The sequence below is a fragment of the Winogradskyella echinorum genome (assembly GCF_014297365.1).
In the GTDB taxonomy this organism is placed as follows: Bacteria; Bacteroidota; Bacteroidia; order Flavobacteriales; family Flavobacteriaceae; genus Winogradskyella; species Winogradskyella echinorum.
In genome coordinates this window covers 27,631-42,670 of sequence record NZ_JACOQD010000003.1, presented here as the reverse complement: position 1 = coordinate 42,670, position 15,040 = coordinate 27,631, and the positions used below count along the sequence as shown (strand labels likewise).

Here is a 15,040-nt window from a genome sequence, read left to right as displayed (position 1 = left end):
TTGTTCCAAACTAATAGAAATAGGTATTACACGTGGTTATTACGAAATGTAATAGGTGTCATTCCTAGCTCTTTTTTGAAAACTCTAGAGAAATAAGTCGAAGATTCAAACCCAACTTCATAAGCAATTTCATTACTGTTGAGTTCAGTAGTTACTAATAAATATTTAGCTTTCTCTATGCGGATATGATTGATGTAATTTGTAACAGACATACTGGTTAATGCCTTAATTTTTCTATGCAATTGTGTGCGGCTTGTACCAAGTGTTTTTGCTAATTGATCAATAGATAATTTTATGTTTTTGTCTAAAACATATTTTTGAAGATTTTGTATCAAATCTATATCTAATTGATTTGTAGTTGTATTTTTTGGACTTTCTTTTAGTAGTAAAAGCTTTTTAAAGTAATTAACCTGTTCCTGTTTTTTCTGGAGTAAATTTTTAATAATAAGTAATAATTCATCCTTATCAAAAGGCTTAAAGAGATAAGCATCTATTCCTAACTCATAGCCTTTTATTTTATCTTCTTGGGCTGTTTTTGCACTTATGATTATAAAAGGGATGTGAGAAGTATTTACATCGTTTTTAATGTGTTTACAAAACTCAAAGCCATCCATTTTTGGCATCATTATATCGCTGATAATAAAATCAATAGTTTTGTTTTTTGCAATTTTTAAGCCTTCTACACCATCTTTAGCCGTAATAATATTATAAATATGCCCTAGTAATAAGCTGACATAATTTCTTATTTCTTTATTGTCTTCAACAAGCAATATTGTGTGTAATTCTATGTTTTCTGCTGTTACTGATTCAACACTTTTAGTTGTATTAGTATTTGCTGCAAACGGAATTTGATATACCAATTCTGCAGTAGCATTTATCGTGTTTTTAATTGGCAGTTGTATCGTAAAGGTCGTTCCTTTATTAATTTCGCTCTCTACATCAATTTTCCCTTTTAAGAGATTAACGAGTTCTTTGGTAAGTGCCATTCCAATTCCATTTCCAACATCAATATTATCTTCAGATGTTTTATAATAACGATTAAAAATATGTGGTAAATGTTTACGATCAATACCTTTTCCCGAATCTGAAATTTTGAGTATTAAATTTTGATTACTCTTATCAATTTCAACATTAATTTTACCTTTTTCGGGTGTAAACTTTATGGCATTAGATAATACGTTATTTATTATTTTCTGTAATTTATCATCATCAAAATCCATTTTTAACGACTCAATTGTTGAAGAGAATGTAAGTTGTTGTTGTTTAGAATCTGAATGAAACTTATAATATGACACGCATTGTTTTATAAACGCAATGATATCGCCATTTTTATAATTTGCTTTTACTTTACCAGCATCAAAGGACACTAACCCTAATATTTGATTAACGAGTTTTAGTAATTGATCTCCACTACGATGTATTCCTTTTAGCTTTTCGGTGTTTTTGTTATTACTGTTTTCTTCAATAAGTACTTTAGATAATCCATTTATCAGTGTTAGAGGTGTTCTAAATTCGTGAGATATATTGGCATACATTCTTGTTTTTAATTCATCGAACTCTATTGCTTTTTGCTTTTCTGCTACTGCTAGTTTTTTGTCTAGATTAAATCTATAAAGTAACCAAGCAATTGTAATTAGTAGAATGCTGTATATTAAATAGGCGAGCCAAGATTTATACCATGGTGCACGTACAGTAAAGTTATAGTTAACCTCATTACACTCACCAAAATTATTACAAGCCTTAATTTTAAAATCATATTTGCCTTGTGTTAAATTGGTAATATTTATTTCTTTATTTGTAACCAAATCTATCCAATCTTCACCCAGTTTATAAGAGTAGTTTGATTGCTCAGGTAGTTCAAAGTCTAACGCACTGAGATTAATTACTAAGTTGGTTGTACCACTTTCAAAAATTAATTCTTGATTTTCTAAACTATTATTTTCGTAATAAGTTTTACCATTTCCTGTTATTTTTCTAACATAGGGTTTTGGTGTATGTGAGCTTGATTTTTGATTTTCTGATTTATGAATTAAGATACCATTTCTACTACCAACGATATATTCTTCTGTATTTTTTCTAATAACTGGGCCAGTTATATATTGCTCGTTATTATTAATATTTATAATGGTATGTGTATTATTATTTATGTTGTATTTACCCAGAAATCCTTTTCCTATGGTAAACATTATACTATCGTTATACTTATAAATTCCTGCAAAATACCCATCCATTTGGTTTTGTATCCCTTTTTTAAAATCTTTAAAATTGGTATAACCTAAACCATTGTCATAACCAGCAACCCAAACACGTCCTTTTTTATCTTCGAGAAAATTGCTGGCATCATGATAAGATGGAACAGAATCTTTTGGATTTAAAAGTGAAATTTTTAAATCATCTAAGTTCATTACACTTTCGGTACCTTTTGCTATCCAAAGTTTATTTTTACTATCTATATATAAGCTGTTTATCCATACATGATTTCCTTCTTTATAAGTATTAAACTCTTCTTTATAATTTTTAATTGTATTACTGTTAAAGTCCAGAGAGGTAAGGCCATTTCGTCTTGCTCCAACCCAAAATCTATTGTTTTTATCTTTAACAATACTTTGTATTGAAGAAGAGGGATGATTTAATTGAAGTGGAGATAATTTACATTTTTGAGTATTTGTATTGAAAATATATAATTTTTCATAAGAGGCAATAAGCAGGTTTTCTTCATCCATAATTACCATATCTCGTAAGTTGTAATTATCAATTTCTCGTTCTGTAATTTGTATAGTTTCAAAAGAAAAGTCATTTAAATTGATTTTGTATAAGCCAGAACCATTATGGCCTATGACATATAAATAGTCTTTTAAAAACAACATTTTTTCAATAAGAAAGGGGTTTTCTAAATTAGTTCTATCTTCAAGTAGAATAAACTTATTTTGAGAGTTTGACGGGTTGTATTTAAACAGCCCTTTGCCGTAACCAAACCAAATAATTCCATTAGAATCTATAAACTTAACACCCTTAATATTACTCTTTGAAGCGTTGTTAATGGCTACTTTTTCTATAGCATTTGTTGCTGTGTTAAACTGTATTAAACCATCTGTTGACGTAACCCATAAATTTTGATCATTACTTTTAAAGAGTTCTAATATGAGCAAATGAGAATTAGGAAATGTGTTTTTTAAAGGTTGATTAAATTGTTGAGTTTCTAAATTAAACACAACTAAACCTTCTTGCCAAGTTCCAAGATATATATTGTTTTTTGTGGCTGCAATTTCACGAATTCGATTTTGAGGCAAGTCAACATTATCATTAAAAACAAATACTTTATAAGTTTTTGAAGTAGTGTTAAAACGAATTAGACCACCACTAGAAGCTAACCATAATATAGTATTATCATTTAGGTCTTTAGCCATAGAACGTATGCTATTTATCCAAGCATTATTCTCTTGAGTTGGGTTGTTAAGACGAAAACTTTCGAAAGTGTTATTTCTAATGTCAATTTTTACTAAGCCATATCCAAAAGTAGAAGCCCAACAGGTTTCCTTATCATCAAATAATATGCTCGAAATTCGCTTTATAGGTAAGTTTACAGATGGTACTAATTGACTTATAGGTTTAAATTGAATATTTTTTAATGACGAATAAAAAATACCTAATGCGGTCCCAATGAATATCTTTTCGCCTGATTTGTCAAAAGAAAGCGCATTTACGTTTCCAAATTTTTGTAAAGAATCATTGGCAATAAAAGAGTTGTAATTTGCAAAATGATTGCCATCAAAACGAGTAACACTTTTACCATTAGCAATCCATATAAATCCATATTTATCTTCAACTATATCAACAACAGAATTTGAAGATAGCCCATCCTCAATACTATAATGGGTTAGGTTGTCTAAGTCTGAAATATCAATTTGCGAATGTAAAAAGTTACAACCAGTAAGTTGTAACAATAGAATTACTACAAATCGGTGAAACTTCATTTTTGTAAAATTTGTATTAGGTATATTTTCAATGAAGTAAGGTAGTCGTTTTGACGTAGAAATTAAAATAGAATTTCATTATCAGTAGATTAGAGTAACAACTTAATGTTTTATGTTACCTTAAAACTTCCTGATTTATCATCGAAAACAATCAAATCTTTTGGGAAAAGGGATTCAAATACACCATCAGAAATTAAACGGCAAGGCTGGTCGCAAACTATAGTGTCTTTAGACATAACAATCATAGTGTCGCAAAGTTGAATGGCCAAATCAATTTCGTGTGAAGAAAACAGAATAGTTTTACCGGTTTCTTTAGTCAGTTTTTGAAGCAATTTTAAAATGTAAGCCTTATGATACATATCGAGATGCGTAGTTGGCTCATCTAAAACAATAATATCTGTATCTTGTGCTAGAGCGCGTGCTATCATTGCTTTTTGGAGTTGTCCATCACTAAGTTCGAAGCATCTTTTTGCTTTTAGATCTAATATATTTACTTGTTCTAAAGACGACTCAATAATAGCATTATCGCTATCGGTAAGATTACCAACCCAATTAGTATACGGATGTCTTCCTAAGGCAACTAACTCAAAAACCGAAAGATTTTTAGAAATTAAAGGCTCAGTTAATACAATACTGAGTTGCTTTGCTAATTCTAAAGTTGAAGTGGTTTTTAAATCTTTGTCATTTAAAAAAACACGTCCAGATAAAGCAGGTTGGACTTTTATTAGCGTTCGTAACAGTGTCGATTTTCCGATACCATTAGCACCAACTAACCCAATCAATTGTCCTTTTTGTAATTCGAAGTTTATGTTCGAAGCAATGATAGTTTCGGCTTTCTTGGTTTTGTAGCCAATTGAAAGTTGTTCTGCTTTAAGGATAATATGTGATGTTTCTCTTTTCATTTAAAACATCATTTTACGTTGTCTAACCAATAGCCAAATCACAACAGGTGCACCAACTAAAGCGGTTATAGCATTTATTGGTAAGGTGTAATCACTAGCAGGTACTTGCGCAATACTATCGCATATTAGCATAACTATAGCACCAAATAAAAATACAGCAGGTAATAACACTTTGTGGTTCGAAGTTTTGAAAATCTGTCGTGTTAAATGCGGAATAGCTAATCCTATAAATGCAATTGGTCCAGCAAAAGCGGTTATAGTTCCTGCAATTAAACTTGTAGCTATAATGATGATTAATCGACTTTGTTTCAAATTTAAACCTAAACTTTTCGCGTAATTATCTCCAAGCAAAAGACTATTGAGGCTTTTTATTGAAGCTATACTAAGAATAATTCCAATAGCATATATTCCGAAGAAAATCAATAACTCTTCCCAAGACAAATTGCTCAAACTTCCAAATCCCCAAAAAATATATTGTTGCAATTGTTCTGCAGAACTAAAATAGGAGAGTACACTGACAACAGCAGCAGTTATACTGCCAAACATTAAACCAATTATCAGTATAGCCATAGTATCTCTTACTTTGCTCGAAACTGCTAAAACTGCCAACAACACTAAAAAACTTCCTAAGCTTCCCGCAATAACAATGCTCCATTTAGAAATTAAAGCTGTTGCGAATAAGCTACCAAATAATCCAGAACCTAAAATAACTAAAGCTACGCCCAAACTTGCTCCAGAGCTAATGCCTAAAACAAAAGGTCCAGCCAATGGGTTTCTAAAAAGGGTTTGCATTAAAAGACCAGATATTCCCAGTCCAGAACCCACTAAAATTGCTGTAATTGCTTTTGGTAATCTAAAATCAGTTACAATAATTTGCCAAGTCGAATTGTCAATAGTTCCGAAAAGACTACCGAAAATACTTTTTAAAGGAATGCTAACTGATCCTAAGCTAATGTTAACAACAAAGCAGAATAATAAAACTACTATTAGTAATAAGAATTGAGAGCGATATGTTTTTTGGTTGTTCAATAGTTTTATGTCATTCCGAGGAACGAGGAATCTTAAGCTACATTACAAATTTAGATAAAAAAGATGCTTCACTGCGTACTGATTGATACTAATCTATTTGAGCCTTTTAAAAAAGTAAGGTGTATAATTTTCTAACAACTCCGGATGGCAAATTTTAATTAGATCCTTTAAAACTAAATCGGGTCTTGCAGTACCTAATTCGTAATATAAAACTCCACCTGTTTTACCAGTTGTATTCGAAAATGTATAAATATTTCGTTTTTTGAAAGCTTCAAAATTTGAATAAAGCGCATTAGTCTGTTCTAACTGCTCAAAGCTGCTATAATAGGAAGGGCTTAACCATAAATCAGCGTCTTTTGCCTTGTCTAAAACGGCTTCAAAACTCAAAGCTAAGCTTCCATTTCCTGTGGTCTCACTCCATAGGTAATTAACATTAGCATCTTTTAGAAATTGTGCTTCAGGACTAGAGCCATTTGGCAAATACCATACATCTTTGTGCATAGCTCCACTTAAAATTGTTGGCTGCGTTTTGGCTTGTTTGGCTATTTCTTTTGCAGCTAAATATTCTTTTTCAATGGTATTAAAAATAGAATCTGCTTCTTTCTCTTTATTAAAAAGGACACCAAAGAATTTAATCCATTCTGCCTTTGCCAAAGCTGAAGATTCTACCCAATCTCCATTATAAATTACTGGTATTCTGGCTTTTTTAATAGTTTCAAACGTTTTGTTGACTCCGTCAACACCAAAGCCAATCACTACATCTGGATTTAATTCTAAAAGCACTTCGGTATTAATGCCTTCGTTTTTACCTAGTTCTCTTACTTTGCCATTATCAATTAGCTTTCTAGTTTTTTCTGAAGAAATATAATCGGATCCGGGAAATCCCACTAAAGTTTGTTCTACACCTAAAAGTTCTAAAGCAGGAATATGTGTGGTTGAAGTTACTACCGTTTTTGTAATAGGTGTAACTATTACAGCATCATAATCATCTTTATTATAAGTTATTTTAGACGCTTGTTCTTTAGTAAGCAGCAAATAGGTGAATTTCTGTTCTGCTTCAGGCCATGCGCTTGTTATTTCTATAGTTTTGCTATGATCAGATATCTCAATTCGAAAACCCTTAGCATAGTTAAGTTTAACATCTTTATTTATAGTTGGAGGTAGAGTTCTTGTGAGGTCAGGACCTTCTTTGCAACTGTTTAAGATAATAGTAAATAAAAATAAAATACGGACAAGTTTCATATGTAACCTTTGTAACTAACATTTATATAATTGAGTTGTAATTTTGATAAAACTACAATTATGAGAGTCGATTCAAATTTAACACTATATATCGTTGCAGGAATAATCATTGCACATTTTTTAATTGGTTTCGTATATCTTATCTATAAAATGAATAAGAAAAAGGACGATTAATTTCAATTCTTTATTCTATTTTCGCACCGAAATTAGGTTCTAATCGTTAACCGATTGGATTAAAAGGGAATCTGGTGCGAATAATTTTTCAATTCCAGAACTGTTCCCGCAACTGTAAGCTATAAAGCTTGTTATTACCTTCAATGTCACTAGAAATTATTTTCTGGGAAGACCAATAACAAGACGCAAGTCAGGAGACCTGCCAATTTCAACATAAAAGTCAAACTTTCGGGATAAAAGTTTACATACTAATTTCAGTGTGTTCTCGAACAATTAAATTTAAAAATGAACAAAGCAAAAGTGTTTTGTAGCATCCTTGGTATAGGTATGCTATCAGTTGGATTTGCGCAAACAAAGCAAGATTCAGTAAAAGTTGAACAGCTAGAAGAAGTTGTAATTACGGATTCAAAATTTCAACTAAAACGTGAAAACTCTGGTAAGGTGATTACCAAGATTTCTTCAAAAGATTTAGAAAAATTACAAGGACAATCTATCGCAGAAATTATTGGTAGAACTGCAGGAGTCGAAGTGAATGGTATACGCAGCAATGCTGGTCAGAACCTTAGTTACTTTATACGTGGTGGACGTAATCGCCAGGTTTTAGTTCTAATTGATGGTATTCAAGTTACAGATGCATCGCAGATAGCTAACGATTATGATCTACGCTTATTAAATGCAGATCAAGTAGAGTCTATTGAGATTTTAAAAGGTGCGTCTAGTACACTTTACGGAACAGGTGCTGCAACAGCTGTAATAAACATAAAGTTGAAAGAAGCGAGTAAAAAAGCGATAAATTTAAATATTACAAGTACACTTGGAACCAACCAGGCTTCAGATGAAAATAATTATGCTATCGAAGATTTTAGAAATAGTGTGTCTTTAAACGGAAGTGTTGGTAAATTTAATTATTTAGCTAGTTTTGGACATCAGTTCACAGATGGTTTATCGGCAATTGCAGACGGAACAGAATCTGATGCGTTTAATAGTTACAACGGAAACTTAAAATTGGGTTATAAATTCAGTAACGCTTTTAAATTAAGTACTTATGCAAGTTTTGATAATTATGATGCTGATTTTGATGATAGCTTTGGTATGGCAGATGCAGATAATGTATATATTTCAAAACAATATAGACTAGGTGTGTCTCCAGAGTTTAAGTATAATAAAGGAAGCATTACCATAAATGCAGCTTATAGTGATGTTGAACGCGAAATAGTATCTAGTTTTCCTTCTCAATTCAATGCACAGAATATTGTTGTAGATGCTTTTAACCGTTATAATTTTAACGATAAGTTTTATACAGTTTTAGGTGTGAATTTTCAAGATAATCAAATGGAAAGTTTTGCAATTCCTTTTGGAGACACAGATTTTAGTCAATCAATAGATCCTGAAAATGCACAATTTACTATTACAGATCCTTATGTAAATGCTGTATATGTTTCAGATTTTGGATTTAATGTTAACGCAGGAGCACGTCTAAACAATCATAGTGAATATGGAAGTCATTTAGTGTATAGTTTAAATCCTTCTTATGTTAAAGAAACAAGTTTTGGTTACATAAAAGGTTTGGCTAGTTATAGTACCGCATTTATAACACCATCATTGTATCAGCTATTTGAGCCTACTTATGGTAATGCAGATTTAAACCCAGAAGAAAACCAAACAATAGAAGTGGGAGCAGAAGTGTCTATCAAAGACAAAGCAACGATGAGCTTAGTGTACTTTACAAGAAATGAAGACAATTTTATTGATTTTGTAGATACAGGAGGATTTGTGTTTCAATACCAAAACATTGACGAATCTTTTTCGGCAAGTGGTTTAGAATTTGTAGCGCAGGCTAAATTAACCAAAGGGCTAAACCTTAATCTTAATGCAACTTACACAAAAGTAGATGAAGATTTAAGTCTTAGGATACCAGAAATAAAAGTAAATACAAGATTAGACTATCAATTGTGCGATTCTACTTTAATGAGTTTATCTTATCAATATAATGATGAAAGAGAAGATTCAGTTTATAACAGCACAACGTTTATGAATGATATTGTAAACCTAGAATCGTATGGATTGTTAGATTTTTATGTCAGTCATAAAATTTTAAATAATAAAATGACACTCTTTGCGAATGTTACAAATATCTTTAATGAAGAATACCAAGAACTCTTTGGTTTTGCCACTAGAGGTAGAGGTGTTAATTTAGGATTTAGACTAAACTTATAAATTGAACAGCATATAATAATAAAAGCCGCTTAAAAGCGGCTTTTTTTAATTGTCTATATACATTATTTGTTCTTTCGATAAAGATTGATTTGCTTTTATGAGCGTTAAATTTTCAAAACTACGACCTAATGGACGATCACCTGTTAAAATATCACCTATAGCAGCTGACAATAAAGGTTCATTTATATCACCAAGTGTTCTAAATGTACTTGGTGTTTCTGTTATTTCTATATCTGGTATTAACCCAGTTGAAGGCACAAGTTGGTCGTTTACATTAGTAGAATTTGCTACTAAAGGTTGCAAAGCATAAGTATGACTTGGGTTTATATTTTCAGTTGTAAACAAACCAGGAGAATCATATACTGTTCGTGATGCTTGAGTTTTACCAACGGTATTTTCTCCAATAACAACGACATCTATATAAGCTTTTAGGCTATTTATGAGTAATTCACTAGCAGAAGCAGTTCTTCTATTAGTCGTCAATACATAAACTTTAGACAGATTAAGACTGTTAATAGAGCCACCATCTTCAATAGAATTAGTAAAAACAAAATCTTGGTTTAAATTTTGTAAATTATCATTATAAAAAGTTCTCGAAAAGACTTGGTCAGTAAACTGACCTGTTATCATACTTCCTAAATAAGCAGCAGTTTGTATTGCACCACCACCATTGTATCTTAAGTCTATAACTAATTCAGTTACACCTGCTGTACTAAATTCGCTAAATGCAGCATTCAATTCATTATTAAAACTACTATTAAACGCATTATACATTAAATAACCAACAGTGGCATCTGGTAAGTCAATGACTTGGGCAAGGTGTACAGGGTTCTCAGTGTAGGCTTCTTTATTAAGGCTAGCACTTTCTCCATTTAGAGTAATGGTGTCATCAGCGCTTTCAGGTGTACCGTTGTTATCATAGTCAGCAAAATTTAGAGTGAAAGAATCCTGATAAATAGGGTCACTAAGGTCATCTACATCATTAACTGTTAATGGTACATTATTTACGGCTCTAAAAATTTGCCCTCTTTCTAAACCTAAATTATCTGCAACACTATTATTTAATACTAAAGTAATTGCACCAAAGACGTCGGTATTACTGCCTGGAACCAAATAAAAATTAAATTCTATACCACTACTTAAACTAAGACCTTGTTGCTGGTTCTGCAAATCGAAATAGTTGCTATATATACGACTAAATCTCGCATCAATAGGCTGAAAACGTAAAGACTCAAACAGTTCTTCTGGTGAAGAAAAATCATCTAAATAATCAGAATATTCGTCAGTTGTAGAAAAACGATCATTTGCTAAATCCGGAATTTCTGGTTGATATAAATAAACAAAATTCATTGCTTTCCATACAAAGTCATTAATATCAGAAGATGCTATAGCATTATCATCCAAATCTTCAAAACAACCTGTTACTGTAAATAATACAAAACCAGTTAAAAATAACGTTGTAATCCTTTTGCTTAATCTATTTATGCTTAAGTGTTTGAGAGGTTTTTTTAAGTTTTTCATTTCTTTTTCTTTTTGAGTAGCAATCTTTTACTTTAGTCAGTAAAACTCTAAATTTACTTACATTATTATAAATAAAAAAATTAAATAACTTCTTCGTGTAACAAAATATAAAGTGTATCGTCGTAATATTGAAAGCGAGTAAAAAACGCTTTTAACCACCAATCAAAAAAGTAATGAAGCAGGCAGATTTTGTAAGCTTAGTGATGCCATTTAAGGATAAAGTATTTCGTTTAGCAAAACGATTACTCGTTTCTCGTGAAGAGGCCGAAGATGCAACACAAGAAATTTTGTTAAAACTGTGGAATAATAAACAGAAAATTGGCGAGTACAAAAATGTTGAAGCTTTTTCTATGACAATGACAAAGAATTTTTGCTTAGATCGTTTAAAATCGAAACAAGCGCAGAATTTAAAAATTGTACACAGTAATTATACGGATGATAACAGTTCGTCATTACAAAAGCAAGTAGAAGCTAGAGATAGCATGGATTGGGTTTCTAAAATAATGGAAGACCTGCCAGAACAACAAAAAATAATAGTGCAACTAAGAGATATTGAAGAATACGATTTTGCTGAAATTTCTAAAATGTTAGATATGAATGAAACAGCCATTAGAGTGTCTTTATCTAGAGCACGAAAAACAATAAGAGAAAAATTAACTAATACACATCAATATGGTATTAAATAATATAGAAACATTATTAGAAAAGTATAACAATGCAGAGACAACGCTAAAAGAAGAAGCGCAATTAAAAGCCTATTTTGCAAGCGACAATGTGACACCACATTTAGAGCATTACAGACCAATGTTTCAATACTTTTCGGTTTCAAAACAAGAACAGTATACCAAAGACGTTCCATTAAACACTAAGAAAAAATCTAGATTATATCAGTGGATTTCTGTCGCAGCCGTTGCCGTTCTTATGCTTGGTTTAATTGTGCCAAAAATGTTTGGTCCTACAGAGCAAGAAAAGCAAGAAGCCCTTTTAGTTTATAATCAAACGATGGAAGCTTTCAATCTCATCTCTTTAGGAATGAACGAAGGAAAATCACAATTAACAAATTTAGCTTTGGTTAGCGATAACATCCATGAAGGTGCAGAGCAGGCAAGTAAGCTAGGTGAATTTAACACAGTAACAAACAAAATTTTAAAAAACAAGTAACACTTAAAAATTAGAAATTATGAAGAATTTAATAATAATAACAGCGCTCGTACTAGCACCAATATTCAGTTTTGGTCAAGGTATTTTCGATAAATATGAAGATAACGATGAAGTATCATCTTTTGTAATCAATCAAAAAGCGTTTAGAATGTTAGCGACTATTGATTTAGATACAGATGATCCAGAAGCTAAGGAGTTTATGGAAATGGTTAAAAAAATCACTGGACTTAAAGTATTTACTACTGGAGATGATAAGGTGTCTGCTGATATGAAATCTACAGTAACCAAATATTTAAAATCATCTAATCTTGAAGAATTAATGCGTTTTAAAGATGGTGACCAAACCGTTAAGTTTTATGTAAAAGAAGGTAAAGACGAAAATCACGTAAAAGAATTATTAATGTTTATGACAGGTCTTAAGGAATTAACTGAAGGACAGGATATAGAAATTAATGGTAAGAAGCGTGTTTTTGAAACTGTAGTATTGTCGTTAACAGGTGATATAGATTTGAGACAAGTGTCTAAAATCACAAACCAAATGGATATTCCAGGTGGTGATCAGTTAAAGAAAGCTGGAGAAAAGAAAAACTAAATAGTTATGATACAATCAATCAAAAAATCAATGGTAGTGTTGTTTTTGGTTGCAGCTTTTACAAGTTGTAACCAAGGACCAACATTGCAAACTTATTATGTTGATAACGAATTAAAACCTGGTTTTGCATCTTTTGATGTGCCAACAAGTTTTATAAATGTTGAAGACATAGAAATGACCGACGATCAGCGTGAGGCATACAACTCTGTAGACAAATTAAATGTATTAACGTATATCGAAGAAAATACAGATGATGCAGAATACAAAGCAGAATTAGAAAAAGTAAAAGCGATTCTTAAAAATCCAAAGTATGAAGAGTTAATGCGAGGTGGAAATTCTACTGATGGTAAGTTTGTAGTAAAATTTTTGGGTGAAGTTGATAATATAGACGAGCTTATCATTTTTGGAAACGCAAACAATAAAGGTTTTGCTATTGCAAGAATATTAGGTGATGATATGAATGCTGGTAAGCTAATGTCTTTGCAGTCTGTGTTACAAAATGCAAAATTTGAAGACACTAATTTAAATGGTCTAACAGACTTTTTTAAATAAAGAAATTTAAGTAACTGACACTTATTTAAATGTTAATGAGAATCGTCTTGAAGTGTATCTTCAGGGCGATTTTTTTTAGTATCATTTTTTAATGCATAATTAAAGGCAAAAACAAATAAAATGCCAGTACTTATAAATAGAGAAGCTTTAACGATGAAGTAATCGAGTATTTTAAATAACCCAGCTGCAAAAAAGCCAAAAGCTATTCCTGTAACGCAATACAGCGCAATAGCATTTTTAGACGTAGGGATTAGCTTCACGATTTTAGTTTTAGATACCAGTATAATTACTTGGCGTTATGGCTTTTAATTCAGATTTAATAGTATCAGAAACCTCTAAAGTATCAATAAAATTTGAAATAGAACTCTGAGTAATAGCTTCGTTAGTTCTAGTTAAACCTTTTAAGGCTTCGTATGGGTTAGGATAATTTTCGCGTCTTAAAATGGTTTGAATGGCCTCAGCAACAACTGCCCAATTATTTTCTAAATCTTGGGCAAATTTAGATTCATTCAATAATAATTTACCTAAGCCTTTCACTGTAGATTTAAACGCAATAAGTGTATGTCCAAAAGGCACACCAACGTTTCTTAAGACAGTGCTATCGGTTAAATCTCTTTGTAGTCGAGAGATCGGTAATTTTGCAGACAAGTGCTCAAAAATAGCATTGGCTATGCCTAAGTTGCCTTCACTGTTTTCAAAATCAATAGGATTTACTTTATGAGGCATAGCAGAACTACCAACTTCACCTTTTTTAATCTTTTGTTTAAAGTAATCCATAGAAACATACGTCCAGATATCTCTGTCTAAATCTATGATAATAGTATTGATGCGTTTTAGAGCATCAAATAAAGCAGCCATGTGGTCGTAATGCTCAATTTGCGTGGTTGGGAATGAATGTTGTAGACCTAGTTTTTCTTGCACAAACTGAGTACCAAAGGCCTTCCAATCTATGTTAGGATATGCTACTTTATGTGCATTAAAATTACCAGTTGCACCACCGAATTTGGCAGCACTTGGCACATCGTTTAATAAGTTGAATTGTTCTTTTAAGCGGACTACAAATACGTCTATTTCTTTACCTAATCTTGTAGGAGAAGCAGGTTGTCCATGTGTTCTCGCTAGCATTGGTATATCTGCCCAATCTTTTGCTAAGCCTTCTATTTTTTCTAATAGAGCTAAATATTCTGGCACATACACATCGTTCATTGCTTCCTTAATGCTTAAAGGAATCGCAGTGTTATTAATGTCTTGAGAGGTTAAACCAAAATGAATAAATTCCTTATAATCCGATAAGCCTAAAGCATCAAACTTTTCCTTAATAAAATATTCAACAGCTTTTACATCATGATTAGTTACTTTTTCTATATCCTTAATTGCAGATGCATCTATTGCTGTGAAGTTTTTATAGATGGCTCTTAAATCTTCAAAAATCGACGAAGAAACCGGTTCTAATTGTGGTAATGGTAATTCACATAACGCAATAAAGTACTCAATTTCTACTAAAACACGATATTTAATCAATGCTTCTTCAGAAAAATAATTACCTAAAGCTTCTACTTTAGATCTGTATCGACCATCTATTGGTGAAATTGCGCTAAGTGCTGTGAGTGCCATTTATGTTGGTTATTTAGAAGTGGCAAAGATAAGAAAGTTAGTGAGATGCAGGAAGTGCGAAG

12 protein-coding genes and 1 riboswitch are annotated in these 15,040 nt (G+C 31.5%); of the genes, 5 read left to right on the top strand and 7 right to left on the bottom strand.

All coding sequences use genetic code 11. The annotated features are described in order from the left end of the window. Positions 1-26: 26 nt before the first annotated feature. The 4 genes from H8K90_RS12030 to H8K90_RS12015 all read right to left on the bottom strand — a co-directional run bounded on the left by H8K90_RS12030 (position 27) and on the right by H8K90_RS12015 (position 7,147). Positions 27-3,974 carry a hybrid sensor histidine kinase/response regulator transcription factor gene (locus H8K90_RS12030; protein ID WP_186846237.1) on the bottom strand — a complete coding sequence of 1,316 codons (3,948 nt, stop codon included), beginning with the start codon at positions 3,972-3,974 and terminating at the stop codon, positions 27-29. 110 nt (positions 3,975-4,084) lie between these two features. After that, on the bottom strand, positions 4,085-4,876 hold the full coding sequence (locus H8K90_RS12025) for an ABC transporter ATP-binding protein (protein ID WP_186846236.1): 792 nt from the start codon (positions 4,874-4,876) through the stop codon (positions 4,085-4,087). Further along, positions 4,877-5,905, bottom strand: a complete 1,029-nt coding sequence (locus tag H8K90_RS12020) for a FecCD family ABC transporter permease (protein ID WP_186846235.1) — start codon at positions 5,903-5,905, stop codon at positions 4,877-4,879. 93 nt (positions 5,906-5,998) lie between these two features. Continuing rightward, positions 5,999-7,147: an ABC transporter substrate-binding protein gene (locus H8K90_RS12015; protein WP_186846234.1), complete on the bottom strand. Its 1,149-nt coding sequence runs from the start codon at positions 7,145-7,147 to the stop codon at positions 5,999-6,001. A 191-nt stretch (positions 7,148-7,338) separates the two neighbouring features. After that, positions 7,339-7,542, top strand: a riboswitch (cobalamin riboswitch). Between the two features lie 64 nt (positions 7,543-7,606). Here H8K90_RS12015 and H8K90_RS12010 point away from each other — a divergent pair. Next, positions 7,607-9,538: a TonB-dependent receptor plug domain-containing protein gene (locus tag H8K90_RS12010; RefSeq protein WP_186846233.1), complete on the top strand. Its 1,932-nt coding sequence runs from the start codon at positions 7,607-7,609 to the stop codon at positions 9,536-9,538. Positions 9,539-9,583: 45 nt separating this feature from the next. Here H8K90_RS12010 and H8K90_RS12005 read toward each other — a convergent pair whose 3' ends face one another. After that, positions 9,584-11,059, bottom strand: a complete 1,476-nt coding sequence (locus H8K90_RS12005) for a S41 family peptidase (protein ID WP_246457721.1) — start codon at positions 11,057-11,059, stop codon at positions 9,584-9,586. Positions 11,060-11,232: 173 nt separating this feature from the next. Here H8K90_RS12005 and H8K90_RS12000 point away from each other — a divergent pair, with 173 nt between their 5' ends. From H8K90_RS12000 to H8K90_RS11985, 4 genes are read left to right on the top strand one after another with little or no spacing between them, the layout of a single operon-like run. After that, a complete protein-coding gene (locus H8K90_RS12000; protein WP_186846232.1) occupies positions 11,233-11,745 on the top strand; it encodes an RNA polymerase sigma factor in 513 nt (170 codons plus the stop codon). Next, positions 11,732-12,220 carry a hypothetical protein gene (locus H8K90_RS11995; protein WP_186846231.1) on the top strand — a complete coding sequence of 163 codons (489 nt, stop codon included), beginning with the start codon at positions 11,732-11,734 and terminating at the stop codon, positions 12,218-12,220. The genes H8K90_RS12000 and H8K90_RS11995 overlap by 14 nt, the downstream gene beginning before the upstream one ends. A 19-nt stretch (positions 12,221-12,239) precedes the next feature. Beyond that, positions 12,240-12,812, top strand: coding sequence for a DUF4252 domain-containing protein (locus H8K90_RS11990; protein ID WP_186846230.1), 573 nt, complete (start codon positions 12,240-12,242; stop codon positions 12,810-12,812). A 6-nt stretch (positions 12,813-12,818) separates the two neighbouring features. Beyond that, positions 12,819-13,364 (top strand): DUF4252 domain-containing protein, encoded by a 546-nt coding sequence (locus H8K90_RS11985; protein ID WP_186846229.1) that lies wholly within the window; start codon positions 12,819-12,821, stop codon positions 13,362-13,364. Positions 13,365-13,396: 32 nt separating this feature from the next. Here H8K90_RS11985 and H8K90_RS11980 read toward each other — a convergent pair whose 3' ends face one another. Further along, entirely contained in the window at positions 13,397-13,624 is a 228-nt protein-coding gene (locus H8K90_RS11980; RefSeq protein WP_186846228.1) for a hypothetical protein, read from the bottom strand. 10 nt (positions 13,625-13,634) lie between these two features. Then, positions 13,635-14,978, bottom strand: coding sequence for an adenylosuccinate lyase (gene purB, locus H8K90_RS11975; protein WP_186846227.1), 1,344 nt, complete (start codon positions 14,976-14,978; stop codon positions 13,635-13,637). Between the last annotated feature and the right edge of the window lie 62 nt (positions 14,979-15,040).